We start from the raw sequence: 26,316 nt of genomic DNA, 5'->3' as shown, positions 1-26,316 counted from the left end.
ATGGCCACAGGGTCGAACGAGCCGAAGAGCCGCTACCTGCAGTACCTGGAGATGGTCACCGGGTCGCTGGAGGACAAACGGCGCTACCGGCAGTACAAGGCGCGCATCAAGCAGCTCCCCGAGGACTACCGCACGGCGGTCGAAGCGATGGAGCGGTACCTGATGCACTTCGGGCCGGCGGACGGCGCCGGCGCGATGGCGATGTACGAGGACCTCGCCGATCTGTTCGAGCGGAGCGCGGCGGACGGCACCCCGATCCGCGACATCTTCGGGGAGGACCCCGTGGAGTTCGTCGAGGCGTTCATGGCCAACTACCCAATCGGACAGTACAGAGCCCGCGAGCGCAACCGCTTCACCAGTGCCATCTCCCGCGCAGCCGGCGAAGACACCGCACGAGACGACAGGACGGACCGATGACGACACAGCAGGCCCACGCGATCCAGGTGCGAGGCGTGGAGAAGGCGTACAAGGAGCTGCAGGTGCTCCGCGGCGTGGACTTCACCGTGACGCGGGGCAGCATCTTCGCGCTGCTCGGCTCCAACGGGGCGGGCAAGACCACGCTCGTGAAGATCCTGTCCACGCTGCTCAAGGCCGACGCGGGCACGGTCCGCGTCAACGGCTTCGACGTCGCCACGCAAGCGGCGGACGTACGGGAGTCCATCAGCCTCACCGGGCAGTTCGCCGCCGTCGACGAGATCCTCAGCGGGCGGGAGAACCTCGTGCTGGTCGCCCGCTTGCGGCACCTCAAGGACCCCGGCAGGATCGCCGACGACCTGCTCGCCCGGTTCTCGCTGACCGACGCGGGCGCGCGGAAGGTGGCGACGTACTCCGGTGGCATGCGCCGCCGCCTCGACATCGCGATGAGCCTCATCGGCAACCCGCCGATCGTCTTCCTCGACGAGCCGACGACCGGGCTCGACCCCCAGGCGCGCATCGAGGTGTGGCAGGCCGTCAAGGAACTCGCCGCTCAGGGCACGACGGTGCTGCTCACGACGCAGTACCTCGACGAGGCCGAACAACTCGCCGATCGGATCGCGATCCTCCACGAGGGCCGGATCCTGGTGAACGGCACCCTCGACGAGCTCAAGCAGCTGCTCCCGCCGGCGAAGGTCGAATACGTCGAGAAGCAGCCGACCCTCGAGGACATCTTCCTCACGCTCGTCGGCGCCGACGGCAAGAACGGCGACGCCGGCAAAGACCCCATCTCGGCACGCAAGTAAGGGACGACAATGAACAAGCACTTCTTCGGTGACACCACCGTCCTGCTGGGAAGATCCCTGCGCCACATCACGCGCAGCGTGGACACCATCGTCACGACCGCGGTCATGCCGATCGCCATGATGCTGATGTTCGTCTACGTGTTCGGCGGCGCGATCGACACCGGGTCGGACTCGTACGTGAACTACCTGCTGCCCGGCATTCTGCTGATCACCGTCGCCTCGGGCATCGCCTACACCGCGTTCCGGCTCTTCACCGACATGCAGGGCGGCATCTTCGAGCGCTTCCAGTCCATGCCGATCGCGCGGTCGTCGGTGTTGTGGGCGCACGTGCTGACCTCGCTGGTGGCCAATCTGATCTCGCTCGTGGTGGTCGTGCTCGTCGCCCTGCTCATGGGCTTCCGCTCAGGGGCGGGAGTGCTGGCGTGGTTGTCCGTCGCCGGCATCCTGATCCTGTTCACGCTGGCGCTGACGTGGATCGCCGTCATCCCCGGTCTGACCGCGAAGTCCGTGGACGGCGCGAGCGCGTTCTCCTACCCGCTCATCTTCCTGCCGTTCCTCAGCTCGGCGTTCGTGCCCACCGACACCATGCCCGGCCCGCTGCGCGTCTTCGCCGAGCACCAGCCGGTCACCTCCATCGTCAACGCGGTCCGCAACCTGTTCGCCGAGCAGCCGGTCGGCACCGACATCTGGATCGCCCTCGCCTGGTGCGTCGGCATCCTCGTCGTCGCGTACGTCTTCGCCATGAACACCTACCGCCGCAAGATCTCCTAGAGAGGAACGACCATGGAACACACCCTCACGACGATGCCGACCGCGCGTCAGGCCGGCTGCCCCTTCGACCCGCCCAAGGAGCTGACCCAGGCCCGCGAGCAGAGCCCGATCAGCCGCTTCACCTTCGCCGACGGGCACCAGGGCTGGGTGGTCACCGGCTACGACCTGGTCCGGTCGATCCTGGCCGACCAGCGGTTCAGCTCCCGCAGGGAGCTCATGCTCCACCACCCGTTCATCGACTACGGCGACATCGAGGTGCCCCCGGCGCCGCCCGGCGAGTTCCTGCTCATGGACGAGCCGCAGCACAGCCGCTACCGCAAGCCACTGGTGGGCAAGTTCACCGTCCGCCGGATGCGGCTGCTCACCGAGCGCGTCGAGCAGATCACCGCCGACCACCTGGACGCCATGGAGCAGGCCGGCCCGTCGGCGGACCTGGTGACCGCGTTCGCCAAGCCCATCCCCGGCATCGTGATCTGTGAGCTGCTGGGGGTGCCGTACGAGGACCGGGAGTTCTTCCAGGAGAACATCGACAAGTTCCTCGGCGGAGAGGTCGACGACGAGGAGCTGATCGCGGCCTACACCGCGACCCAGCAGTACCTCGCCCAGCTGGTGGCCGCCAAGCGCGCCAACCCCACCGACGACGTGCTCAGCGACCTGCTCGACAGCGACCTGACCGACGAGGAGCTGCAGGGGATGGCCCTGATCCTGCTGACGGCCGGTTTCGACACCACCGCGAACATGCTGGCCCTCGGCACCTTCGCCCTGCTGCGGAACCCGGACCAGCTCGCCGCGCTGCGCGCCGACCCCGCGCTCGCCGACCAGGCCGTGGAGGAGCTGCTGCGGTACCTGAGCGTCGCCAAGCAGTTCCACCGGGTCGCGCTGGAGGACGTCGAACTGGGCGGCCACACCATCAAGGCCGGCACGACGCTCATCCTGTCCTACAACACCGCCAACCGCGACCCCGAGCGTTTCCCCGACCCCCACGTGCTCGACCTGCGCAGGCAGGACGGCGGCCACCTGGCCTTCGGCCACGGCATCCACCAGTGCCTCGGTCAGCAGCTCGCCCGCGTCGAGATGCGCGTCGCCTTCCCCGCCCTCCTCGGCCGCTTCCCCACGCTGCGCCTGGCCGTGCCGGCCGACGAGGTCGCCCTGCGCCCGGAGATCGCCGACATCTACGGCGTCAAGAGCCTCCCGGTCACCTGGGACGCGTGACCCCGAGCCGACGACAGGGGCGGGCGCGTACGGGCCGCCGCCCGCCACGGCCGACAGGGGGAGACCCCGATGACGACACAGGAGATCCACATGCAGGATCTGGAGAAGTCCTCCTCACCTGAGCTGTGCGCGTCCGACGAGGACCGTGACCGGGTCACCGAAGTGCTGCGCGTCGCCGTCGCCGACGGCCGGCTCGACCCGGTCGAGTTCGACGAGCGGCTGGACGCAAGGAGCGGCACGGCTCGGTGCGCCGCTCCGGCCGGTGGACGTGCGCGCGGTGCGGGCGAGACCTGCCGGCCGTCATCACACCGGCTCCGCCGCGGCGCCACCCCGTTTCCGGCGGATTGCCGCGGTGATCCGGTCCACGTCGAAACGTTCGGCGGCGGGAAGCGGGGCGGCCGCCTGTTCGCGGAGCGCGCGTGCCGTCCGCAGGAGTCGTACGGCCTCGTCCGGGTCTCCCTGCAGAAGTCGCGCGCCGGCCAGGCCCTCCAGCGCGAGGGCCTCCGCACGGGCGTCGCCGTCGGCGCGGGCCGCCTCCAGGCTCTGGGAGTGCAGGCTGACCGCCAGGTCGGCGTCTCCGCGTTGCTCGGCGGCGAAGCCGAGCTCGGCCAGCAGCAGCGCCTCGGGTCCGCTTCCCCCGCCGAAGCGGCGCATCCACTCCAGTCCGGTACGGAAGTAGGCCTCCGCCGCATCGACGTCGCCCCGCCGCCGGGCGGCGAGGCCGAGACCGATCCGGGCGAACTCCTCCATGGACTTGTCGGAGTGCTCGACCGCGAGCCGCCGGGCACGTTCGTGCAGTTCGTCGGCACGCCGGAGGTCACCGGTGAGCAGGGCGATCCTGCCCAGGCGGGAGGTCATCAGTGACACCTCCGACCACAGCCCCAGCCGTTCGGCGACGCGCAAACCGGTGGCGAAGTGCCGCGTCGCCTCCGGGTACGCCCCGGTGACCTCGGCCAGCACCCCGAGAGGTTCGCCGGTCTGCAGCAGGCCCCACTGGTCCCCGAGCTCGCCGAAGAGTTCGGCGGCCCGTTCGCCGTCCCGCCGGGCGGCGGCGAAGTCGCTGCGGATGACGGCGTACCGGGCCAGGCCGGCCAGCGCCGCGGCCACACCCCAGCGATCCGCGACGGCGTGGAACTCGCGCAGTGCTTCGTTGAGGTGACGAACCCCGTCGGCCTCCTCTCGCACGCCGACAGACGCGAATCCGATGAACCACCGCAGCCGGGCCCGCGTCGCCGGATCGGCGACGGCCTCCAGCGCGAGTTCGGGGTTCACGGCCTCACCCGTGCGGATCCCGATGCCGGACGACCAGGCCAGCGCCTCGGCCCGCGCCGTCGGCGACGCCCCGGGCAGCGACAGCGCCCGGGTGATCGAGCGGCGGGCCTCACTCAGTCTTCCGGTCATGAACCAGTACCAGGCCTGCGCGTTGACCAGGCGCAGGGCGCCGTCCGCTGCGCCGTGCTCCACCGCGTGGTCGAGCGCCGCGCGCAGGTTGGCGGCCTCTGCCTGCAGTCTGGTCATCCAGGCGTGCTGGTCGCGTCCGCGGAGCCGGGTCTCCGCTCGTACGGCGAGCGCCGTGTAGTGGTCGCGGTGCCGCTCCCGCATGACCTCCAGCTCGTCGGCGTCCTTGAGCCGTTCGAGGCAGTACTCGGCGATCGGCTCCAGCAGCCGGTAGCGTCCGTCGCCCTGCACGACCACGGACTGCTCGACGAGCCGGGCGAGGACGTCCATGACCTCCGAGACGCCGACGCCTGCTCCGGCGCACGTCCGCTCGACCGCCTCGATCGTGCAGCCGCCGGAATGAACCGCCAGCCGGGCCAGCAGGATCTGCTCCGGCCGGCGGAGCAGCCGCCAGCTCCAGTCGATCACCGCGGCGAGCGTGCGCTGGCGGGCGGGCGCGTCCCTGGGGCCGTCGCCGAGCAGCCGGAGCTCGAGCCGGCCGGCGAGTTCGCGCACGCCCAGCCCACGTACGCGCGAGGCGGCCAGCTCCAGGGCGAGTGGGATCCCACCGAGGCGGCGACAGATCGACGCCGTCGCCTCGTCGTCGTCGACGACCTCGCCGGAGGCGGCGGCGCGGTCGACGAACAGGCGCATGGCGTCGCCGGGCGCCAGCGGCGGCACCACGACCACCGTCTCACCGGACAGGTGGAGCGGCTCGCGGCTGGTGGCGAGCACCCGCAGGCCGGGGACGCCGCGCAGGAGCGGGCCCACGACCGCGGCGACCTGATCGAGCAGGTGCTCACAGTTGTCCAGCACCAGCAGCAGATGCCTGCCCCGCATGACCTCATGGAGCGAACGCGGGCGGCCGTCGTCGCGGACGCCCAGAGCGTCCCGGACGACGTCCTCGTCGAACCGGCGCGACTCGGCGAGTTCCACCAGGTGGACGCCGTCGTCCTCGATCCACCCGGCGGCGACCTCCAGCGCCAGCCGGGTCTTGCCGACGCCGCCGGGACCGGTCAGCGTGACCAGCCGCGAGCGCTGCAAGGACGCGCGGGTCCGGCTGATGTCCTCGTCCCGGCCGACCAGCTCGGTGACGGGCACCGGCAGGGCGCGGCCGGTCAGCCCTGCCGGGCGAGACGTCAGCGCGGGATCCTGCCGCAACATCGCGGCGTGCAGAGCGGCCAGCTGCGGCCCGGGGTCGGCGCCGAGTTCGTCGGCCAGGCGGCGGCGCACCTGCTCGTACGCCTCCAGCGCTTCCGCCTGGCGGCCCTCGGTGTACAGCGCCCGCAGGTGCAGCACCTGCGTGCGCTCACGCATCGGGTGCCGGGCGGCCAGGTCGCCCAGTTCGGCGGCGAGCCCGCGATGTTCGCCGAGCTCCAGGCGTGTCTCCGCGCGATCTTCCAGGGCCGCCAGGCGGGCCTCCTCCAGCCGCGCGATCGCGGAGGCGGCGAAGTCGGCGTCGGCGAAGTCCGTCAGCGCCGGCCCGCGCCACAGCGCGAGCGCGTCGGCGAGCAGCGAGGACCTCGTCCGGGCGTCCGCCGTGCTGCCGGCCCGGGAGACCAGGACGGCGAAGCGCCCATGGTCGGTGGCGTCGGCCTCGATGGTGAGCCGGTAGCCGGCCGGGCCGTGGCCGATGAGGTGGCGAGCGCCCGGTTCGGCGTCGTTCAGGACCCGGCGGAGCTGGGAGACCTTCTGCTGCAGCGCGTTGGCCGGGTGGCGCGGCGGGGACGCTCCCCACAGGTCGTCGATGAGCCGGTCGGCGGAGACGGGGCGACCCTCCTGGATCAGCAGATCGGCCAGGAGGGCTCGGATCTTCGCCTCGGGAATGCGGACCGGCTCCCCTTCTTCCGTCCAGACCGCGAGCGGCCCCAGCACCCCGAAACGCACCCGTCACACGTTAGGCGAACTCCTTTCCGAAATCGAACGTCCGCCAGCGTTCTGGGCGGATCCGGAAGGTCACCCAGTCATCCAGCCCGTCCCGGACGACGGCGAAGAACCGCTCACCCTGGTCAGGGCCGAGGTACCGGATCGACCACGCGCGGTACTCGCCGGGGTCCGTCGGCTCGTACCCGACGACCGGGCCGTCCACGGAGACGTACCTGTACGGCATGGTTTCCCGCTGCACGGCGAAGCCGACGGAAACGGCCGTGCGGATCAGCTCGAACTTGCGCGTTCCCGATGACGTGCTGATCCGGATGTCGCCGCCGGGCCGGTAGCCGTACCAGATGGGGACCAGCAGCGGCGCGTCCCCGTCGGCCGCGCTGAGCACGCCGATGTGCGTGCCGGCCAGGAAGTTCTCGCGCTCCTCGACGCTCATGCTGGTGGACACGTGGGCCTCCTCATCCCAGCCGGACGAGCATCTTGCCGGTGTTGGCCCCGCTCAGCACGCCGAGGAAGGCCTCCGGGGCGCGTTCGATGCCGTCGACGACCGTCTGCTCGTAGTGCAGGGAGCCGTCGGCGATCCACGTGGCACCCCGCTCGATCCACTCCGGGAACAGGTCGAGGTAGAAGTTGATCAGCATCCCGCGCAGCGTGGCGTTCTTGGCGGCGAGAGTGAAGAGGTTGTCGGGGCCGGGCACCGGTTCGGTGGCGTTGTAGGACGAGATCGCGCCGACCATCCCGATCCGGCCGTGGTCGCGCAGCGCCCCGATGGCGGCCCGGAGGTGGTCGCCGCCGACGTTGTCGACGTAGACGTCGATCCCGTCTGGGGCGGCCTCGGCCAGCTGCCCGGCGATCGGCCCGGCCTTGTGGTCCAGGGCGGCGTCGAAGCCGAAATCGGTGATCAGCTTCTTGGCCTTGTCCGGGCCGCCGGCCGAGCCGATCACCCTGGCGGCTCCCAGCTTGCGGGCGATCTGCCCGGCGATGCTGCCGACCGCGCCGGCGGCGGCCGAGACCCACACCACGTCGCCGGGCTTGACCGGGGCCACCCGGGTCACCGTGGCGTACGCGGTCAGCCCGGTCGTGCCCAGCGGGCCCAGATAGGCTTCCGCGGGCGCGAGCGTGCCGTCCAGGACGGTCGCGTCCGCCGCGTCCAGCAGCGCGTACTCGCGCCAGCCCAGGAAGTGCGACACCAGGCTCCCCACGGGGACGGCGCCGGCCCGCGAGGCGACCACCTCGCCGACCGCGCTGCCGAACAGCGGCGCACCGACCTCGTACGGCCGGGCATAAGACACCTCCTCCTTCATCCACTCCCGCATGTACGGATCCACCGACATCCACGTGTTGCGGACCACGACCTGTCCCTCGCCCGGCTGGGGCACGCGGGATCGGCCGATCTCAAAGGTGTCAGGGCGGGGCTCGCCCACGGGGCGGGCGGCCAGCCGGATCTCACGACTGAGGAATTCGTTGCTCATGGCGACCACGGTGCCGCCCGGCGCTTTGGGTCCGCTTTGGGTCGGCTGAGGTGCGCTGCTCCGCATCGCCGCGAAACGTCAGTCGGTGGGCCGGGAGGAGCGCAAGCCGATCATGGCCACGTCGTCGTCGGCATGGCGGGGCAGGAAGCTCAGCAGGTCGTCGCAGAGCCTGTCCAGCGGTGCCCGGCACTGCGCGGCGGCTCGCTCGCGCAGCCGCTCGAACCCCTTGTCGAGATGTTCGCCGGGCAGTTCGACGAGGCCGTCGGTGTAGAGCAGCAGCGTGCTGCCCGGAGGGAGAAGGCGGCGCGCCGACGTCCAGGTGGGGTCGGAGGGGATGCCGAGGAGCGGGTTGGGCTCGTCCTCCAGGAAGCACGTCCCGCCGTCGGCGGTGATCAGCAGCGGGGGCGGGTGTCCGGCCGTCGAGTAGAACAGCTCGTGGCCGCCGTCGCGGAGATCGACCCTGCCCAGCACGCATGTGGCCGTCTCGTCGGGATGGAGGATCCGCATCGCGGTGTTCAGCCGGGCCAGGATGTGGCCGGGCGGCTCCTGGTGGTCCACGATCAGGCCCCTCAGCATGTTACGCAGCTGGCCCATCGTGACCGCGGCCCGCAGGTCGTGGCCGGCCACGTCGCCGATGGCCAGCACAGTGGCGCCGTCGGGCAACACGAACGCGTCGTACCAGTCGCCGCCCACCTCCGCGGCGGTGGGACTCGCCCGGTAGCGGGCGACGATCTGCAACCCCGGCACGCGCGGCGGCTCGGCCAGCAGGCTGTACTGCAACGCCAGCGCGATGCGATGGGTGCGCTGGAAACGCATCGCGCTGTTCAGCCGGTCGTGCATCTGGTCGATCATCTCGCGCATCAGGGCCAGGTCGTCCTGGCTGATCGGGGGGCGGTCGCCGCAGACGCCCATGGTGGCCACCGCGGCGACCGAGCCGTCCACCACGATGGGGACGACCGCGGCGGAGTGGGCGTCGCAGGACTCCAGCCACGTCCGCGTCCCCGCCGGCACGAGGTCCGGCGGGGGCCGTCCCGGAGGAAACGTCTCGCGGAACGGCCGGCGGCGGCGGATCGCGCGGGCGAGCGCGCCGGCCGGGGGGTGGCGTTCCTCGCTGAACGGCGGCAACCGCGGCACGTCCCCGCGTGAGGCGCTGGCCGCCCGTTCGAGCAGGAAGCCGGCGCCGCGCGTCAGGTCGTCGGCCAGGTCGATCACCCAGTAGAAGCCGCATCCGTCGGCGAGCTCCGGCACGACGACGTTCGCGAGCGCGTCCAGCATGTCGTCGACGCTCGTCACGTCCGTGGTCGCCGCGGCGGCGGAGTCGAGCAGCCGCCTGCGGCGCTGCCCCTGCCACTGCTCCTCGATGTCCGTGGCGGTGCCGACCCATTCCACCACGTGGCCGTCCTCCCGCACGGGGACGCCCCGGGCCTCGAAGTGCCGGTAGGAGCCGTCCTCGGTACGCAGGCGGTAGACGTCCTCCCAGCACTCGACCTGATCGTCGACCGCTCGCCTCCATGACTCGACGGCGGCCGGGATGTCGTCGGGGTGCAGCGCCGCCAGCCAGCCGTAGCCGCGGCTCTCCTCCCATGACTGACCGGTGACCCGCTCCCAGGCCCGGTTCGGCTCGGTCCTCCTCCCGTCCGGATCGGCCACCCAGATGATGTCCGCGCTGACGCGCATCAGGCTCTGGTAGCGGCGCAGGATGTGGCGCCGCTCTTCGGCGACCTGATGCAGCCGGCGCGCCATGGTGACCTGCTCGGTCGCGTCCATGACGACGACTAGCACCCCGTGCTCGCCATCGGCGAAGGTGATCCGGGAGAGGTTGGAGGTGATGTACTCCTCTTCCTCCGTCTTGCGCCCTGGCGCGGCGAAGATCGGTGCGCCCGTGCGCGACCTCTGCACGCCTGTCCTGTAGACCTCGTCGAAGGCGGCGAAGTCGTCCTCTCGGTAAGGCCCGGCGTACGCCTGCCTGACCGGCGTCCCCATGGGGAAGTCGCCCACCCGCGACCGAAGCATGGCGTTGGTGTACACGAGCCGGTGGTCGGGGCCCTTGGTCAGCCCAATGGCCACCGGCGCCGAATCGAGCACCACCAACGCCAGCCCGCTGATGCCGCTGTCGTGGACGTCCATGGCGACTTCCCCCGAAGGTCGTGACCGTCCTCCTGCCCCCAACCAGCGGCCGGGAACCGATCGCGGCCGCATCAGCGAAGGGGCCGCCCGGCCGGCGCGTCCCCGGGTAATGCTAAGGTCAGCGAACATGAAAACCATTGCCATTCGGTCGGGGATGGCGGTCGCCCTGCTGACCCTGGTCGCCGCTTGCGGCAGCGGTACGGCGGCGACCACCGCCTCCGCGCCCGCTGGGACGCGGGTGACGAGTTGCGGGGTCACGCTGGAGATCCCGGCCGTGCCCCGGCGAGCGGTCGCGATGGAGCAGAACGCGGCGGAGATCATGCTGACCCTGGGGCTGGCGGACCGCATGGCCGGCACCGCCTACCAGACCGACCCGGTGCTGCCCGAACTGAAGGAGCCCTACACCCGGGTGCCCGTGCTCGCGCGGCAGTACCCGGGCCGCGAGGCGCTGCTGGCCGAGAAGCCCGACTTCGTCTACTCCATGCGCGCCTCGGCCTTCGCCCCCGAGGCCGCCGGATCGCGGGAGGACCTCGCCAAGCTGGGCGTGCCCGCGTACCTGTCGTCCAACGACTGCGAGGACCGCGCGCTCATCCCCGCCACGGCCGAGTTCGAGGCGATCTTCAAGGAGATCGGCGACATCGCCACGGTCTTCGGAGTGCGCGAGCGGGGCCAGGCGGTGGTCGCCGACCTGCGCCGGCGGCTGGAGGCGGCCGAGCGCTCGGCGCCGCGAGATCTCGACGCCGACGTCATGTGGTACTACTCCGGCACCAAGGTCCCCGCCATCGCCGGTGACACCGGCCTGCCCGGCACCATCACGAAGCTGCTGGGCTCCCGCAACGCCTTCGCCGACGTCGAGCAGCAGTGGACGGAGGGCAACTGGGAGGAGATCGCCGCCCGCGACCCCGACGTGATCGTGCTGGCCGACCTCACCCGCGGCGGCGACGGCGACAGCGCCGAGGCCAAGAAGCGCTTCCTGCGCGAGGACCCCGTCGCCTCGGAGCTCACGGCCGTCAAGAACGACCGCTTCATCGTCGTCCCCGGCTCCTCCGTGGACCCGTCCATCCGCAGCGTCACCGCGGTCGAGCAGGTCGGCCAGGGCCTGGCCCGCCTGCACGGCTGAAGCACCACCGAACAGGAGACCCCTTTGACCACCGTCCTGTCCCCCCGCGACCTGCTGGCCTGCTGGGAGGAGCAGCAGAGCGCCTACGTCGCCCACCGTGAGAACCGCTTCGAGATCATGCTGGACGTCCTCCGCCTGCACTCCCCCGCCGAGCCGACCGTCCTGGACCTGGCCTGCGGGCCGGGCTCGATCGCGGACCGGGTGCTGGGCCGCCTGCCCGGGTCCCGGGTGGTCGCCACCGACTACGACCCCGTGCTGACCCGCCTCGCGGAGACCGTCCTGGGCGAGTACGGCGAGCGGGCCACGGTGATCGACGCCGACCTGGCCGAACCCGGCTGGAGCAGGCACTTCGCCACGTGGCGTTTCGACGCCGTCCTGACCTCGACCGCGCTGCACTGGCTGTCCCCGCGGCAGTTGCTCGGCGTCTACACCGAACTGGCCGCGATCCTCCCGCCCGGCGCGATCCTGCTCAACGCCGACCACCTCCGCTTCGGGCCCGAGCACCCCACCCTCACCGAGGTGTCGGCCCGCCACGACGAGCAGGTGCAGAGGGCCGCCTTCGCCGCCGGCGCCCGCACCTGGCAGGAGTGGTGGGCCATGGCCGCGCAGACGCCGGAGCTCGCCGAACGGGTCGCCGAGCGTGAGCGGCGTTTCGCCGACCGTCCGCCTCAGCCGCTCTCCCCGCTGGCCTTCCACCTCGCCGCCTTGCGCACCGCGGGCTTCGCCGAGGTGGGGACCGTCTGGCAGTACCTCGACGACTACGTCGTCTTCGCCAGGCGATGACGGAGCGGCAGCGCACCGCCCTCGCGATCGCCGGGGGCCTGCTGCTCCTGGTGCTGTCGATCGCGGCGGCCTCCGTGGTGGGGGCCGCGGGGCTGTCCCCCGCCGACGTGCTCCGGACGGTCGCGGCCCATGCGGGCCTGCCCGTGGCGCCGCTGTCACCGCTGGACGACGGCATCGTCTGGGAGCTGCGGTTGCCCAGGGTGCTGCTGGCCGTGCTGGTGGGAGGCGGCTTGTCCGTGTGCGGCGCCGTGTTGCAGGCGTTGACCCGCAACCCGCTGGCCGACCCGTACCTGCTGGGGATCTCCTCCGGCGCCTCGACCGGCGCCGTGGCCGTGCTGGTCCTCGGTCTCGGCGCCGGCGCCGTGGCGCTGTCCGCGGGCGCGTTCGGCGGCGGCGTGCTCGCCTTCTGCTGCGTACTGGCCATGATCGGCCGGGCGTTCGGCAGCACGATCCGCGTCGTGCTGGCCGGGGTCGTGGTCTCCCAGCTGTTCAGCGCGCTGACCAGCATCACCGTGATCTGGGCCGCGGACGCGCAGAGCACCCGCGGGGTCACCTTCTGGCTGCTGGGTTCGCTCGCCTCGGCGAGCTGGGCGAGCGTGGCTCTGTGCGCCGTCGTCGCGACGGCGGGCATCCTCGTCTGCTGGCCGGCGTCCCCCGCGCTCGACGCGTTCGCCTTCGGGCGGGAAGTCGCCGCGTCGCTCGGCATCACCCCGGCCAGGACGGAGCTCGTCCTGTTCACCGTCACCGCGCTCGCCACGGCGGTGCTGGTCGCGGCCAGTGGCGCGATCGGCTTCGTCGGGCTGATCGTCCCGCATGCCGTACGCGCTCTCACCGGTGGCCGGCATCACGTCCTGCTTCCGGCCTGTGCCCTGTACGGCGGCGTGTTCCTGCTGGCCGCCGACACCGTCGCCCGCACCGCGTTCGCGCCCCGTGAGATCCCCGTCGGCGTGCTGACGGCGTTGATCGGCGTCCCCGCATTCGCGCTCGTCATCCGGCGGAGAAAGGAGGCCCCGGCATGAGCTTCCACGCCCATGACGTCACCTGGACGGCTCAGGGCCGGCCGATCGTCGACGGGATCACCGTCGACATCACCCCCGGCGGCCTCACGGGGCTGCTCGGCCCGAACGGCTCGGGCAAGTCCACGTTCCTGCGGCTGCTCGCCGGACTGCTGCGGCCGCAGGGCGGCGCGGTGCTGCTGGACGGCCACGACCTGGGCCGCCTGCCGCGACGCGACGTCGCCCGCCGCCTGGCGGTGGTCGCTCAGGAGGTGAGCACCGACGTTGAGCTGACCGTGCTGGACGTGGTGCTGCTCGGACGCGTCCCGCATCGCCGCCGCCTGGCGACCGCCGCCGGCGAGGAGGATCTGACGCGTGCCCGCCGCGCCCTGCGCCGGTGCGGCCTGGCCGGTCTGGAGCACCGCCGCTGGTCCACGCTCTCCGGCGGCGAGCGCCAGCGGGTGAACATCGCCCGCGCTCTCGCCCAGGAACCCTCCGAGCTGCTGCTGGACGAGCCCACCAACCACCTCGACATCGCCCATCAGCTCTCCCTCCTGGACCTGCTCGCCGCGACCCCCGTCACCGTCGTCACAGCCCTGCACGACCTCAACCTCGCCTCCCAGTACTGCGATCGACTCCTGCTGCTGCACGAAGGGCGGCTCATCGCGGCGGGCCCTCCAGGACTCGTGCTCACCGAGGAGACGGTGGAGCGCGTCTACGGGGTACGGGCCGAGATCACCACCTCGGCCGCGGGCCGCCCGAGCCTTCGTTTCCTGAGTTCGGCCCTGACGCGACACTGACCACCGGGCCCCGTGGGATCTAAAAGCCTCCACTTGATCTTCTCGTTCGCGCGGGCGCGCTCGATCGTGATCTTGGAAGCCCTGAACGCGTCGCGGCGGTGCACGATCGTGACCGACTTGGCGAACTTCGTCAGGAAGGTCTCCTCCTCCATCGCCGAGTCGCCGCCGCCGGCCACCACGATGTCGTGGTCGCGGAAGAAGAAGCCGTCGCAGGTGGCGCAGGACGACATCCCGCGTCCGAGAAGCTCCTGCTCACCGGGAACCTGGAGGTGACGTGCGGCGGCGCCCATGGCCAGGATCACCGAACGCGCGCCGTGGCGGGTGCCGTCCACGACGACGTATTTGACCTTCCCGGCCAGCTCCAGCTCTGAGACGTCCTCGGCGCGCAGGTCGGCGCCGAAACGCTCGGCCTGCGTGCGCATCTCCTGCATCAGGTCCGGCCCCTGGATGCCGTCGCGGAAGCCGGGGAAGTTCTCGACCTCCGTGGTCGTCATCAGCGCGCCGCCGAACTGGCCGCCCTCGAACACCAGCGGTTCGAGCTGCGCCCGCCCCGCGTAGAGCGCAGCGGTATAACCGGCGGGACCTGATCCCACGATGATCAGATCCCTGATGTGATCGGTCGCCATGTGTGCTCTCCTCTTTCCTCGATGCGTGCTGGTCGCGCGGGAGGCACCACCCGCACGGCTGATCGGGCGAGGTGGTGCCGTGCCCGCGTCAGTGGGGGGTCTTCTCTCCGGCCTCGATCGCGAAGGGCAGCCGGTTGCTCGACGGCGGCAGCGGGCAGATGGGGAAGTGCTCGCTGAACGCGCACGGCAGGTTGACGGTGCGGTTGAAGTCGAGCGTCACGTTGCCGTCGGCGTCCGGGGCGGGGATGTCCAGGGAACGGCCGGCCCCGTACGTGGTGACGCCGCTGGTGGCGTCGGTGAAGACGGTGAGCAACATCCCGTGTGAGCTGAGCACCTGGAGGGTGTGGTCGCTGCCCTCGTGCTCGAAGCGAACCAGGCCGGGGGTGTCGTGGGTGTGAGTGCCCCAGCCCACGGAGTCGAGCGTGATGGACGTCGGCGTGTCGAACTGTTCGAGGCGGCCCGGGATCACCCATCGCCGGTCGGGCTCGTAGGCGGGCACGCCGTCGAAGTCGTGCCGGGCCGGCGAGCCGGGGTCGTAGGTCACGATCAGGTACGTGCCGCGGTAGGTGATGCCCACCTCCAGCTCCCCCACGGTGACGCGGACGTCGTCGGGGGCGTCGGCGAGGGCGAGACGGCGTTCGGTCGTGAAGGTCTCGCCGTCGAAGGCCATCGGGGTGCCCTGGGGGTCGATGTGGACGGCGTCCCCGTGCTGCCACCACAGGCCGGGCAGCCCGGGATAGGTCCGGGGCGTGTCGTCGAGCCATTCGTGCGAGGTGGCGGCCAGCCAGCCGAGGGGCTGGGTGAGCCACTGTTCCCAGCCTGCCCTCCACTCCTGCCAGGCGCGGGTGAACTCCTGCGGGCCGGTGGCGTCGCCGGTGGTCGGGGCGGCGGGAACGGGTGCGTCGCTCATCGTGGTTCTCCGGTTTCTTGTGTCGTCGCGGTCAGCGCGTGGTCGTGGTGGACCGGGCCCATGTGGCGAAGAGGGTCAGCGCGAGCAGGGGGAAGACGACGCCGGCGGTGAGGGCGGTCGCGATCGCCCCCGCCTCACCGGCTCCGGCAGCGGCGGCGCCGTAGACGGTGGTCATCACGGCCAGGCCGAGTGCGCCGCCGAGCTGCTGCATGGCTTGGTTGAGGCTGGAGGCGGCCCCGAGACGGGCGGGCGGCGCCTGGTTCATGATGACGGCGGTCAGCGGCGCGACCGTCAGCCCCGCGCCGAGGCCGAGCAGGAGGAACGGCCCGAGCAGGCCGCTGGCGAAAGTGTCGGTGGCGTCGATCCGCGACATCCACACCAACCCCGCGAGCAGGGCGGACATCCCGAGGGAGCCGACGATCCGCTCCCCGTGCCGCGTCACCAGGCGGCTGGTGAGCAGGTTGGTGACGAGCAGCGCGGCGCTGAAGGGCAGAACGGACAACCCCGTCTGGAGCGGGGTGAAGCCCAGGGCGTTCTGGGTGAAGAGCGCGGCGAAGTAGAGGAAACCGGCCTGGCCCGCGGGGATCAGCATCATGGCGAGCAGCGGGGCCGCGCTGCGCATCCTCGTGAAGAACTCCAGCGGCACGACCGGGGCGAGGTGGCGCCGTTCGATGAGGACCAGGGCGAGCAGCCCGGCGACCGCCAGCGCGAACGAGACCAGGACCGACGCACTGGCCCAGCCCTGCGACTCGGCGTTGATGAGGCCGTAGACCAGCGCGGTCATGCCGATCGTGGACGCGACCGCCCCTCCGACGTCGAGACGGGCCGGCGCGCGGGGCGCCTCCGGCACCAGCAGGCGTACCCCGGCGAGGACGACCAGGCCGACGGGGATGTTGACGAACATCACCCATTCCCAGCCCAGGGACGTGGTCAGCAGCCCGCCGAGCACCAGACCGAGCCCGGCGCCGATGCCGATGGACAGCACGAACACGCTCATCGCCCGGGTGCGCTGCGGACCTGGTTTGGTGATCGACATCAGCAGCACGAGCACGCCCGGCGCGGCCAGCGCCGCTCCCAGGCCCTGCAGGACGCGTGCGGCGATGAGCATCGCCGGCGACGTGGCCGCACCGCCCAGCGCCGAGGCGACGGTGAAGATGGACACGCCGATCAGCAGGGTGCGGCGCGGCCCGATGATCGCCCCCACCTTGCCGCTGAGCAGGACCAGACCGCCGAAGACCAGGGCGTAGGAGGTGACCACCCAGGACAGGCCGGTCGCGGAGAAGCCCAGCGCGTGGCGGATCTGCGGCAACGCGACGTTCACCACGCTGTTGTCGATCACCAGGATGAGCTGGGTGAGGCACAGCACGATGACCGCCGGGTAGCGCAGCCGCTGCGCCGCCTCGTCGCCGCTCGCCGTTCGCCGTTCACCCAGCGGGATGACGCGGTCGTGGCCCGGATCGTGCCCGGGTCTCTGAAGGGGGTGAGTACTCACCGTGAGCGTCCTTTCTGACAGTGCCGCGGCGGGCGCCGATATGTGTTCGGCCCCTGATCGGCGTCTCACGGCTGGGAGTCTGCGTCACCTCCGGACTCGGACACACGAAAACTTGCCGACTCGGCAAGAGCCACCCTGCGGGGAATATGAACGCATGCTGGACGGTTGATGCCGCGGCTGTTGAAGCCGTCGTCCGGCACTGGCGTTCCTCGTTGCCAAGTCGGCACGAACGGCCACCGGGACCTCGACTCAGGCGTCGACAGTCGAAACCGTTCGGGCGACGCCATGGACTCCATGCAAAGGCGCGGTGTGCCGGGGAGCAACGCTCCTGGGCACACCGCGCCTGCGCCGGACAGCCCAGCCGGTCAGAGTGTGACGACGGCCTTGAAACGCGCCTCGCCGGCGGCGGCCTTCCGGTAGGCGTCGTTGACGCGCTCCAGGGGGAACAGCTCGACCATCGGCTTGACCTGGCCGCGCGCCACGATGTCGAGAGCTTCGGCGAGGTACTCCATGCCGTTGTGGGCCGAGCCGATGACCTGGTAGCTGTTCGTGGTCAGCGGCAGCGCCGGCAGGATCATCTCGTCCTCGGCCAGGCCCATCAGCACGAGCTTGCCCCAGGGCCGCAGGCCGGTCATAGCGTCGATGGCGGTGGCGTGCGAGCTGCTGGTGTGCAACAGCACGTCGGCGCCACCGATCTCCTTGAGAGCCGCACCGTCGGTGACGACGTCGTCGGCGCCGAGCTCGCGGGCGAGCTCGTGCTTCACCGCGATGACGTGGTAGCCGACGGCCTTCGCGAACTGGATCGCGAAGTGACCGATCCCGCCGAGGCCGACGACGGCGACCCGGGCCCCCGGCCTGGCGTCGGCCCGGCGGATGCCGGCCCACGTCGTGTAGCCGGCGCACACCGTGGGCGCGGCGTCCTCGTAGGAGATCCCGTCCGGGAGCAGAACCGTCCCGCCGACGTCGGCGGCTACGTACTCGGCCAGGGCGCCGTCGACGTTGACGCCGGTCAGCGTCGGGTTCGCGCAGTTGCCGGCGGTGACGAAGCTGTTCGGGTGCTCCTCACGGCAGAAGGCGCAGGCGCCGCAGCGCTTCTGCATCAGGGGGGTCCCGACGCGGTCGCCGAGCTTGCCTCGGTGACGCCCGCGCCGAGTGCCACCACCTCACCGACACCCTCGTGCCCCATGAGCAGCGGAAACGCCCGGAACGACAGGACCCCGTGGCCCGTCCCCCTCGGCGACCCTCCCGGGACGCGCGTTCATGCTCACCGCGCCCGCACCGCGGTCGCGTCGGCGAACTTCACCTATGAACGTCGCCTAGATGCGATCAGAGCGCGCTACGAGGAACGCTGCTTCGGCTCGTTCTGGTCGTCCGGGGCGAGCCGCGCCCAGACTTCGGCGAGGTTGCGCAGGTGCTCGTCGTCGAGCCGGTCGAAGAAGAGCCTGCGCAGCTCGTTGTGCTGCCGGCGCCATGCCTTGCGCAGGAGCGCCCTGCCGTCCTTGGTCAGGACCGCGGTGAAGCCACGGCCGTCCTGGGCCGCCCGTCGCCTCTCGATCAGTCCGCGCTGCTCGAGCCGGTCGGCGAGCCGGGTGAACCCGCCGGTGGACATCAGGCGCCGGTGGGCGAGCTCCGACATCCGCATGCCGTCCCGGCCGGCCTCCCCCAGCAGAGCCAGCACGCTGTACTCGGCCATGCTCACGTTCAGCGGAACGAGCCCGGCCTCGATCTCACGCCAGATCCGATCGTGGGTGAACAGGAACCCCCGCCACGCCTGATCTTCGAGCTCACTCAGCTTGTCGGTCGCCATGAGCAGCACGGTATCGGCAGGTCATCTCCGGGACCAACCGAGTGTCTGCCTGCACAGCAAACCTTGTTCGCGACGAGCGCGTGACCTGCCGGAAGCTCTCAAGTTGTCTGCGTAGGCAACTAGTTTGCCTTCATGCGGAATAGTTGCTTGCGCAGACAGGTTAGTGGACTGTGGGCCAGCGGTCGGAGACGCGCGGCGCCGCCGGCCGGAGAAAGGAGACGACATGCCATTCGAGATCGGCATCATGACGTTCGGGGAGCTCACGGAGGACCCGGCCACCGGCGCCCTCCCCTCTCCAGGGCAGCGCGTCCGCGAGACGATCGAGCAGGCGCAGGTCGCCGATCAGGTCGGCCTGGACGTCTTCGGCGTGGGCGAGCACCACCGCACCGACTTCGTCGGATCGGCGCCGGCCATCCTGCTGGCCGCCGCCGCGGAGAAGACCGAGAACATCAAGCTGACGAGCTCGGTCACCGTGCTCAGCTCGGAGGACCCCGTACGCGTCTGGGAACAGTTCGCCACGATCGACCTGCTGTCCGCCGGCCGCGCCGAGATCATCGCCGGCCGCGGCTCCTACACCGAGTCCTTCCCCCTGTTCGGGTACGAGCTGAAGGACTACGCGGACCTGTTCCGCGAGAAGCTCGACCTGCTGCTCAAGATCCGCGACCGGAACCCGCTCACCTGGTCCGGCCGCTTCCGCGCACCGCTGATCGACGCCGACATCGCACCCCGCGCCTACGGCGAGACCATCCCGATCTGGGTCGGAGTCGGCGGATCGCCCGCGTCCGCCATCAGCACCGGCCGCCTCGGCCTGCCCATGGCGCTGGCCCTGCTGCTCGGGCCGATGACCTTCCACGAGGAGACCTTCCGGCTCTACCGGGCGGCCGCGGCGAGGGCCGGGCACGACGCGGACGCTCTGCCGATCAGCATCAACGTGCACGGATTCGCCGGGCGTACGAGCCAGAGCGCGCGGGACACCATGTACCCCTACTTCGCCAGAGGAATGATGGAGAACAACCATCAGCGCGGCGTCGGCCTCCGGCTCCCCCGGGCCGCGTTCGAGGCGCAGTCGTCGCCCGCGGCCGGACTGCTGGTCGGCAGCCCGCAGGAGATCATCGACAAGCTGCTCACCTACCACGAGCTGTACCGCGTCAACCGCGCCATCATCCAGATGGGCTTCGGCGGCATGCCGCAGAAGCAGCACCTCGACGCGATCGAACTGCTCGGCACGGAAGTGGCACCCGTCGTGCGCCGCGAGGTCGCACTGCGTGAGAAGAGCGTGGCATGACCATCGTCCCGCAAACGCCCGTGCAGGGCCCGACCCTGCGCGTCGTCGTCGTCAACGGCAGCCCCAGCGAACCGTCCAAGACCATGGGACGCGTCGACGTCGTCCTGGACACCCTGAAGGGCATGCTCCCGATCGAGGTGTCCCGCGTCGACGTGTACCGCCTGGGCGCGGGGTTCACCGGAGCGATCGAGCGCGACGACGTCACGCCCGAGGTCGAGGAGTCGCTCCGGCTCGCCGAGGACGCCGATCTCCTCATCGCCGCCGCACCCGTGTTCCGAGGTACGTACCCCGGCATGTTCAAGCACTTCTTCGACCTCGTCGACCAGTACGCGCTCGCGAACAAGCCCGTCCTCCTCGCCGCGACGGGCGGAGGCGACCACCACGCGCTCGTCCTGGAGCACGCCTTGCGGCCGCTGTTCGCGTTCTTCCAGGCGTTGACGATCCCGGTCGCGGTCTTCGCGTCAGCGGGGGACTTCGACGGTGCGACACTGCTCAACCCCCGCGTCTACGGGCGCATCGAGGTCGGGCTCACCGACGTCGTGGACCTGCTCAGAGCCCGCGCGACGGGCCCGGGAACACCACGGGAACCAGCGAACGGCCACCCCGACGCAAAGCCGCTCGCGCTCTCGCCGAGCGCGTCCACCAGGACAGAGACTCGTCCGGCCAGCCCCGCCGGCCGGTTCTCCTGAAGCACTTGATCCCCGGCCAGGGGCTGCCGCATCCAGCGGGCCCCGTTCCCACCCCACCCTTACAAGGAGCATCCATGTCCACTGTGTTCGTGGCCGGCGCCACCGGCCGCCTCGGCCGTCTGGTCGTCGACAGTCTGCGCCGGCGGGACGTGCGGGTCCGCGCCCTCGTCAGGCCCGGTAACGTCAAGGGCCGCCAGGCGTTGGACGATCCGGCCATCGAGATCGTGGAAGGAGACATCCGCGATCCCGCCGACCGCCTCGCCCGCGCCCTGGAGGGGGTGGACGTCGTCGTCTCCGCCGTCCAGGGGGATGCGGAGGTCATCATCGACGGCCAGGTCAACCTGCTGCGCGCCGCCGAGAAGGCCGGGGTTCCGCGCTGGATCCCCTCGGACTTCTCCCTCGCCATAGACCGGCTCAGCTACGGTGACAACGACTTCGCCGACCTCCGCAAGAAGGCTGCCGAGGCCTGCCGGTCCAGCACCGTGGCGCCCACCTCCATCCTCATCGGCGCCTTCCTCGAGGTGCTGAACGAGCCCTGGTACAACTGGGTCGACTGGGAGTCCGGCACGTTCAGCTACTGGGGTGACGGCGATCAGCCCGTCGACTTCTCCACCTATTGCGACACCGCCGAGTGGACCGCCGAAGTGGCCCTCGACCCCTCGACCGCCGGACGCACCGTGCGGGTGGCCGGGGACGTGCTGACGCTGAAGGAACTGCACCAGGCCATGGAGCGCGGCTCCGGGCGACGGCTCGAGGCACGACGGCTCGGCAGCACCGACGACCTCAGCGCCGAGATCGAACGCCTCAAGACGGTGGCCACCGACCCGTTCGAGTACCTGCTTCTCCAGTACACCTGGGCCATGACCACGGGGAAGGGGAAGCTCGACCCGCTCGACAACCACCGCTACCCGGGCATCCGGCCGATCGGCGCCGAGCAGTACTTCCGGGAGGCCATGAGCTCATAGGCGAGGGTGTACGACGCCGAACCCGGCGCACGCATGTGCGAGGCGCCGGGTTCCGCACGACGGCGTGTCGTCAGTCCGGCAACAGGTGGGACACGAGGGTGCGGGCCCATTCGGGAGTGGGCGCCTGGTCGGTGAAGACGGCGCGGTAGTAGAGCGGAGCGAGCAGGGCGTCTATGGCGCGCTCGATGGTCGGGGTTCGGCTGCCCCGGGCCTGCTCGCGTTCGAGGATGGCTTCGAGCTGTCGCTGGCGTTCACCGCGGCAGATGCTCGCGCCTTCTCCGCCTGTGCCGACGATGGCGCGCACCAGGGCCAGGGTGTCCGGGTCGCTGAGGTCCTTGGCGAGGTCGGCTGCATAACGTTCCAGGTCACCGCGGAGGCTTCCGGTGTCAGGCACCACGAGGTCGCCGGAGAAGCGGCTGGTCGCGACGTCGGCGAGCAGCTCACTGACGGAGCCCCAACGGCGGTAGACCGTGGTGGCGTGCACGCCCGCGCGCGCGGCGATGACCGGGATCGTCAGGAGATCACTGGCCTCGTCGGTGAGCAGGTCCTTGACGGCCTGGTGGACGGCCGCGCGGACGCGGGCGGAGCGGCCGCCGGGCCGGCTGTCGGGCCGGCTGTCGGTGCGGGTCGGGGACGTCGTCGCAGGCATACGACCATTATTGCATTGATCACTGCTTTTTAATCGCAATGATCGCTGCTTTTGTGGTACGTTGTGGCCACTAACGCAACGATCACTGCGAGGCGTTCATGTCTGTCGACCCTTCTGACACCCCCGCACCAGCCCACGGCGGTCCGCACCGCGGGCCGTGGAAAGGTGCCTTCTCCTGCGTGGCGGCCGTTCTGGTCCTCTTCCTGGCCGCGTCCAGCGCACCGTCCCCGATCTACGTGATCTACCAGCAGCAGTGGCAGTTCACCGCGTGGGTGCTGACCGTCGTCTTCGCCCTCTACGTGTTCGGCCTGCTGGGCTCGTTGCTCGTCGTCGGGGCGCTGTCGGACCATCTCGGCCGCCGTCCGGTGCTCGCCGCGGCGATCGCGCTGGAGGCGGTCGCGCTCGTCCTGTTCCTGGTGGCCGAGAACGTGCTCGTCCTGTCCCTCGCCCGGGTGCTGCAGGGCATCGCGACCGGGGCGGCGACGACCACCCTGAGCGCCACTCTCGTCGATCTCGAGCCGTCGCATGCCCGCGGGCGGGCCGGCGTCGTCACCTCGGTGGCTCCCCTGACCGGGCTCGCTCTCGGCGCTCTCGGCAGCGGTGTGCTCGTGGAGTTCGGTCCCGCCCCGACCCGGCTGGTCTACGCGCTGCTGCTCGGCGGGATGGTGCTGGCGGCGGTGGTCGTCGCCCTCATACCGGAGACGTCGCTACGCCGGGCGGGAGCCCTCGCCTCCCTGCGCCCGCGGGTCGCGATGCCCGAACACCTGCGCGCGGACATCGTCCCGGTGGTGCCGGCGATGATCGCCACCTGGGCGCTGGCCGGGATGTACCTCTCGCTCGGCCCATCCGTCGCGGCCGAGCTGCTGGGACTGCACAACCATCTCATCGGCGGCGTCGTCGTGACGCTCCTGGCGGGCACCGGAGCGCTCGCGGTCTTCCTGCTCCGCTCCCGTCCCGCGTCCTCGCTGCTGGCCCCCTCGTCCGCCATGCTGGGGCTCGGCACCCTGATGTCGCTCGCCGGGACGGTGGAGGACCTCGTCTGGCTCGCCGCCGCCGGCACGATCGTCGCGGGTCTCGGCTTCGGCGCGTCGGTGCTGGCGACGTTCGGCACCTTCGCCCGGATCGCCAGGCCGCACGAGCGCAGCGCGGTCTTCGCCCTGGCCAACATCATCAACTACCTGGGCAACAGCGTGCCCGCCGTACTCGGAGGGATCGCCGTCACCGCCCTGGGGCTGAGGACCGCCACCGTGATGTACGCGCTGGCGATCGCGATGATCACGTTCTCCTCCTTCGTCCTGCGCCTGAACCAGCTGCGGGCGAAGCGCCGCGCCGTCCTGGCCCCGTGCCCATGAGACACACCAACCGACACAGCCTGCAGAATGCGAAATAAGGAGACATCGTGACAACCACCCGCAGGACCAGGAAGAACCTCGAGGTTCAGCGATCCGACCACACGACCATCCGGTACACGGCCAGTGGTCCGGCCGGAGGGCCGACCCTGGCTCTCATCCACGGCTGGGCGTGCAACCGGGGCGACTTCGACGCGGTGACCGACCATCTGCCCGAGCACTACCGCGTCCTCGCGATCGACCTCGCCGAGCACGGCGAGTCGCGCTCGACGCGCGAGGTCTGGACCATGGAGGAGTTCGCTCGCGACGTGGCCGCCGTACTGGAAGCCGAGTCGGTGAGCACGGCGGTCGTGGCCGGGCACTCCCTCGGCGGGGCGGTCGCCGTCGAGGTCGGCCGCCTGCTCCCCGACACGGTCTCCCATGTGATCGCCCTCGACGCGCTGCACTATCTGTCCCTGTTCCCGGCGATGAGCGACGAACAGGCCGAGCCGATGCTGCGGCTGTTCCGCGAGGACTTCGCCGCAGGGGTGCGGGGCCTCGTCGAGGGCGGTTCTCCGGCGGGGACCGACCCGGCTCTCAAGGACGCGTACTTCGAGAAGATGGTCGCCGTACGGCAGCCCGCGGGTCTGCGTGCCATCGAAGGTCTGATGCGCTGGGACATGGACGCGGCGCTGCGCGAGACGAAGCAGCCCATCACCGTGTTCGCGATCCGTGACCTGGTGACGCGAGAAGCGATCGACCGCTACGGGGACCGCCTCGACATCGTCCTCGTCGACCTGGGCAGCCACCACTTCCCGGTGGAGTCGCCCGAAGGCACGGCGAAGCTGCTGGCAAGCGTCGGCTGAAGGCGTGGTCGTCGTCCTCGCGTCTCCGGATCTCGGCAAGCGGGGTGGCCCCGCTCGGCCTGCTGGCCGAGGCCGCCGAGGACGAGCCGCTGCTGTGCCTGGTGGACGACGCGCACTGGCTGGAACTGGTCTCCGCGCAGGTCTTCGCGTTCGTGGCGCGGCAGGTGCAGGCGGAGCGTCTGGCGCTGGTGTTCGGCGTGCGTGACCAGGTTCCCGTCCCGGCGGCCGTCATGGCGTTCGCGGGCCTGCCCGAGTTACGCCTGAACGGGCTCGCGGACGCCGACGCGCGGGCCCTGCTGCACCCTGTCGTCCACGCGCCGCTGGACGACAGGGTGCGCGAGCGGATCCTCGCCGAAGCGCGGGGGAACCCGCTGGCCCTGCTGGAGCTGTCCCGGCACGGGGCGCCGGCGGGGCCGGCGGGCGGGTTCGGAATGCCGGCCGAGCTGAGCGTGCCAGGCCGGATCGAGGAGAGCTTCCAGCGCAGGGCGGCCGGCCTCCCGCCGCTCACGCAGACGATGATGCTGCTCGCGGCCGCCGATCCGGTCGGCGACGCGGCGCTGCTGTGGCGGGCGGCCGAGCACCTCGGCATCGGCGCCGAGGCGATCGCGCCGGCGGAGGCGGCGGGCCTGCTCGAAGTCGGCGCCGGGGTGCGGTTCTCTCATCCGCTGGTGCGCTCGGCCGTCTACCGGGCCGCCGATCCGGCCGAGCGCCGCCGCGCGCACGGCGCGCTGGCGGAGGCCACGAGCGTACGGGCCGACCCCGACCGCCGGGCCTGGCACCGAGCGCAGGCGGTCCTGGGCACCGCCGAGAGCCGTGCCCGTTCCAGCGGCACCCCGCTGGCGCTCGGGGTGGAGGCACGCTCACGCGCGCTGACCACCACCGGACCCGCCGCCGAGGACCTGTATCGCGAGGCGATCGACCACCTCTCCAGATGCCGGTTCGCGACCTTTCTCGGCCGCGCCCACCTGATCTACGGCGAGTGGCTGCGCCGTGAGGGCCGGCGCCAGGACGCCCGCGAACAGTTCCGCACCGCCCACGAGATGTTGTCAGACATGGGCGTGCGGGCGTTCGCCGACCGCGCCGACTGCGAGCTGCGGGCCACCGGCGAGCAGCCGCGCAAGCGGGTGACGCAGCCGACCGACGCGCTGACGGCCCAGGAACTGCGCATCGCGCGGCTCGTGGCCACCGGCGCGACGTCCAAGGAGGTCGCGGCACAACTCTTCCTGAGCCCGCGCACCATCGACGCGCACCTGCGCAACATCTTCGGCAAGCTGGGCATCGCCTCCGCCGCGAGCTCAGGACCGAGCACCTCCCCGGAAAAAGATCAAAAGCCGCGAACCTTCCGCACCCGGGCGTCATCCAACCCGAATGTAGGACGAACATAAAGAACAGACCCGGAAAGGGCATCAACAGATGCGATCCAAGCTGGCCACCCTGTTCCTCGCCACGCTCACCGCCGGCAGTTGCGTCCTCGTCGGCGCCTCGCCTGCCTCGGCCACGGCGCACTACGGCAAAAGCAAGTGGATCAGCTCCGAGAGAGGCTGGCAGAACGCGGGCGTGTACGTCGAGCCCGGTGACATGGTGCGGATCCACTACGTCAGCGGCCGGTGGACGGTCGACTACCGCAAGTTCCCCTACGTGTCCTCGGCCGGCTACCCCAGGTACATCGACCGCAGGATCTACCAGCCGTGCAAGATCCTGAGCAGGCACCCGCACGGCTCGATGATCGCGAAGATCGAGGGAGACCACTACAGGGTCGGCAGCAGGGCCTTGATCCAGGCGCGCCAGGCGGGCTTCCTCCAGCTCCGCGTCAACGACGCCGACGGTTGCCTCGGCGACAACGACGGCTCCGTCCGCGTGAGGATCACGGTCACCAACTAG

Annotated in this window: 24 protein-coding genes and 3 pseudogenes; 16 read left to right on the top strand and 11 right to left on the bottom strand. The window is 71.1% G+C overall.

Features of this window, described 5'->3' with window-relative positions:
- The 5 genes and pseudogenes from C1J01_RS01440 to C1J01_RS53630 all read left to right on the top strand — a co-directional run.
- Complete coding sequence (locus tag C1J01_RS01440) at positions 1–417, top strand: DUF1048 domain-containing protein (protein ID WP_111175213.1); 417 nt, start codon at positions 1–3, stop codon at positions 415–417.
- Complete coding sequence (locus C1J01_RS01435; RefSeq protein ID WP_111175212.1) at positions 414–1,220, top strand: ABC transporter ATP-binding protein; 807 nt, start codon at positions 414–416, stop codon at positions 1,218–1,220. The genes C1J01_RS01440 and C1J01_RS01435 overlap by 4 nt, the downstream gene beginning before the upstream one ends.
- Before the next feature lie 9 nt (positions 1,221–1,229).
- The gene (locus tag C1J01_RS01430) at positions 1,230–1,991 is read left to right on the top strand and encodes an ABC transporter permease (protein WP_111175211.1); all 762 of its coding nucleotides are present in this window, start codon (positions 1,230–1,232) and stop codon (positions 1,989–1,991) included.
- 12 nt (positions 1,992–2,003) lie between these two features.
- Positions 2,004–3,203, top strand: a complete 1,200-nt coding sequence (locus C1J01_RS01425; protein ID WP_111175210.1) for a cytochrome P450 — start codon at positions 2,004–2,006, stop codon at positions 3,201–3,203.
- 69 nt (positions 3,204–3,272) lie between these two features.
- Positions 3,273–3,386: pseudogene (locus C1J01_RS53630) on the top strand (hypothetical protein); the annotation flags it as partial.
- A 120-nt stretch (positions 3,387–3,506) separates the two neighbouring features.
- Here C1J01_RS53630 and C1J01_RS01415 read toward each other — a convergent pair.
- The 4 genes from C1J01_RS01415 to C1J01_RS01400 all read right to left on the bottom strand — a co-directional run bounded on the left by C1J01_RS01415 (position 3,507) and on the right by C1J01_RS01400 (position 10,120).
- The gene (locus C1J01_RS01415; protein ID WP_111175209.1) at positions 3,507–6,527 is read right to left on the bottom strand and encodes an AfsR/SARP family transcriptional regulator; all 3,021 of its coding nucleotides are present in this window, start codon (positions 6,525–6,527) and stop codon (positions 3,507–3,509) included.
- Positions 6,528–6,537: 10 nt separating this feature from the next.
- The gene (locus C1J01_RS01410; RefSeq protein ID WP_235854168.1) at positions 6,538–6,969 is read right to left on the bottom strand and encodes a pyridoxamine 5'-phosphate oxidase family protein; all 432 of its coding nucleotides are present in this window, start codon (positions 6,967–6,969) and stop codon (positions 6,538–6,540) included.
- A gap of 10 nt (positions 6,970–6,979) precedes the next feature.
- Complete coding sequence (locus C1J01_RS01405; RefSeq protein ID WP_111175259.1) at positions 6,980–7,993, bottom strand: NADP-dependent oxidoreductase; 1,014 nt, start codon at positions 7,991–7,993, stop codon at positions 6,980–6,982.
- Between the two features lie 78 nt (positions 7,994–8,071).
- On the bottom strand, positions 8,072–10,120 hold the full coding sequence (locus C1J01_RS01400; RefSeq protein ID WP_111175208.1) for a SpoIIE family protein phosphatase: 2,049 nt from the start codon (positions 10,118–10,120) through the stop codon (positions 8,072–8,074).
- Between the two features lie 127 nt (positions 10,121–10,247).
- On the opposite strand from C1J01_RS01400, the gene C1J01_RS01395 reads away from it, so the two are divergent.
- From C1J01_RS01395 to C1J01_RS01380, 4 genes are read left to right on the top strand one after another with little or no spacing between them, the layout of a single operon-like run.
- A complete protein-coding gene (locus C1J01_RS01395; protein WP_181448516.1) occupies positions 10,248–11,240 on the top strand; it encodes an ABC transporter substrate-binding protein in 993 nt (330 codons plus the stop codon).
- A 24-nt stretch (positions 11,241–11,264) separates the two neighbouring features.
- Positions 11,265–12,023, top strand: coding sequence for a class I SAM-dependent methyltransferase (locus tag C1J01_RS01390; protein ID WP_235854167.1), 759 nt, complete (start codon positions 11,265–11,267; stop codon positions 12,021–12,023).
- Positions 12,020–13,042: a FecCD family ABC transporter permease gene (locus tag C1J01_RS01385; protein WP_111175207.1), complete on the top strand. Its 1,023-nt coding sequence runs from the start codon at positions 12,020–12,022 to the stop codon at positions 13,040–13,042. Before C1J01_RS01390 ends, C1J01_RS01385 begins: the two co-directional genes overlap by 4 nt.
- Positions 13,039–13,818, top strand: a complete 780-nt coding sequence (locus C1J01_RS01380) for an ABC transporter ATP-binding protein (protein WP_111175206.1) — start codon at positions 13,039–13,041, stop codon at positions 13,816–13,818. The genes C1J01_RS01385 and C1J01_RS01380 overlap by 4 nt, the downstream gene beginning before the upstream one ends.
- A gap of 35 nt (positions 13,819–13,853) precedes the next feature.
- On the opposite strand, the pseudogene C1J01_RS01375 reads toward C1J01_RS01380, so the two are convergent.
- From C1J01_RS01375 to C1J01_RS01355, 6 genes and pseudogenes are all read right to left on the bottom strand, one after another.
- Positions 13,854–14,444, bottom strand: a pseudogene (locus tag C1J01_RS01375) (NAD(P)/FAD-dependent oxidoreductase); the annotation flags it as partial.
- An 88-nt stretch (positions 14,445–14,532) separates the two neighbouring features.
- A complete protein-coding gene (locus tag C1J01_RS01370) occupies positions 14,533–15,354 on the bottom strand; it encodes a DUF1684 domain-containing protein (protein ID WP_111175205.1) in 822 nt (273 codons plus the stop codon).
- A gap of 31 nt (positions 15,355–15,385) precedes the next feature.
- Complete coding sequence (locus C1J01_RS01365) at positions 15,386–16,846, bottom strand: MFS transporter (protein WP_181448515.1); 1,461 nt, start codon at positions 16,844–16,846, stop codon at positions 15,386–15,388.
- 365 nt (positions 16,847–17,211) lie between these two features.
- Positions 17,212–17,751, bottom strand: a complete 540-nt coding sequence (locus C1J01_RS51815) for a zinc-binding dehydrogenase (protein ID WP_268958556.1) — start codon at positions 17,749–17,751, stop codon at positions 17,212–17,214.
- A 42-nt stretch (positions 17,752–17,793) separates the two neighbouring features.
- A pseudogene (locus C1J01_RS54040) lies at positions 17,794–17,973 on the bottom strand (alcohol dehydrogenase catalytic domain-containing protein); the annotation flags it as partial.
- A gap of 209 nt (positions 17,974–18,182) precedes the next feature.
- Entirely contained in the window at positions 18,183–18,653 is a 471-nt protein-coding gene (locus C1J01_RS01355) for a MarR family winged helix-turn-helix transcriptional regulator (RefSeq protein ID WP_146615431.1), read from the bottom strand.
- A gap of 223 nt (positions 18,654–18,876) precedes the next feature.
- Between C1J01_RS01355 and C1J01_RS01350 the strand changes: the two genes are divergently transcribed.
- From C1J01_RS01350 to C1J01_RS01340, 3 genes are all read left to right on the top strand, one after another.
- Positions 18,877–19,938 carry an LLM class flavin-dependent oxidoreductase gene (locus tag C1J01_RS01350; RefSeq protein ID WP_111175202.1) on the top strand — a complete coding sequence of 354 codons (1,062 nt, stop codon included), beginning with the start codon at positions 18,877–18,879 and terminating at the stop codon, positions 19,936–19,938.
- Positions 19,935–20,627, top strand: coding sequence for an NAD(P)H-dependent oxidoreductase (locus tag C1J01_RS01345; RefSeq protein WP_111175201.1), 693 nt, complete (start codon positions 19,935–19,937; stop codon positions 20,625–20,627). The genes C1J01_RS01350 and C1J01_RS01345 overlap by 4 nt, the downstream gene beginning before the upstream one ends.
- A 74-nt stretch (positions 20,628–20,701) precedes the next feature.
- A complete protein-coding gene (locus tag C1J01_RS01340; RefSeq protein ID WP_111175200.1) occupies positions 20,702–21,592 on the top strand; it encodes an NmrA family NAD(P)-binding protein in 891 nt (296 codons plus the stop codon).
- A 70-nt stretch (positions 21,593–21,662) separates the two neighbouring features.
- On the opposite strand, the gene C1J01_RS01335 is transcribed toward C1J01_RS01340, so the two are convergent.
- Positions 21,663–22,241: a TetR-like C-terminal domain-containing protein gene (locus tag C1J01_RS01335; RefSeq protein ID WP_111175199.1), complete on the bottom strand. Its 579-nt coding sequence runs from the start codon at positions 22,239–22,241 to the stop codon at positions 21,663–21,665.
- A gap of 179 nt (positions 22,242–22,420) precedes the next feature.
- Here C1J01_RS01335 and C1J01_RS01330 point away from each other — a divergent pair, with 179 nt between their 5' ends.
- The 4 genes from C1J01_RS01330 to C1J01_RS01315 are packed head-to-tail and all read left to right on the top strand — an operon-like array spanning position 22,421 to position 26,316.
- Entirely contained in the window at positions 22,421–23,593 is a 1,173-nt protein-coding gene (locus C1J01_RS01330; RefSeq protein ID WP_220039677.1) for an MFS transporter, read from the top strand.
- 47 nt (positions 23,594–23,640) lie between these two features.
- The gene (locus C1J01_RS01325) at positions 23,641–24,435 is read left to right on the top strand and encodes an alpha/beta fold hydrolase (protein WP_111175197.1); all 795 of its coding nucleotides are present in this window, start codon (positions 23,641–23,643) and stop codon (positions 24,433–24,435) included.
- A 44-nt stretch (positions 24,436–24,479) separates the two neighbouring features.
- A complete protein-coding gene (locus tag C1J01_RS01320) occupies positions 24,480–25,820 on the top strand; it encodes a helix-turn-helix transcriptional regulator (RefSeq protein WP_235854166.1) in 1,341 nt (446 codons plus the stop codon).
- Positions 25,821–25,848: 28 nt separating this feature from the next.
- Positions 25,849–26,316, top strand: coding sequence for a hypothetical protein (locus C1J01_RS01315; protein ID WP_111175195.1), 468 nt, complete (start codon positions 25,849–25,851; stop codon positions 26,314–26,316).

Source organism: Nonomuraea aridisoli, from assembly GCF_003236395.1.
Lineage (GTDB): Bacteria > Actinomycetota > Actinomycetes > Streptosporangiales > Streptosporangiaceae > Nonomuraea > Nonomuraea aridisoli.
Note: the sequence above shows the minus strand (reverse complement) of the source record. Positions and strands in the feature narration are given on the sequence as shown.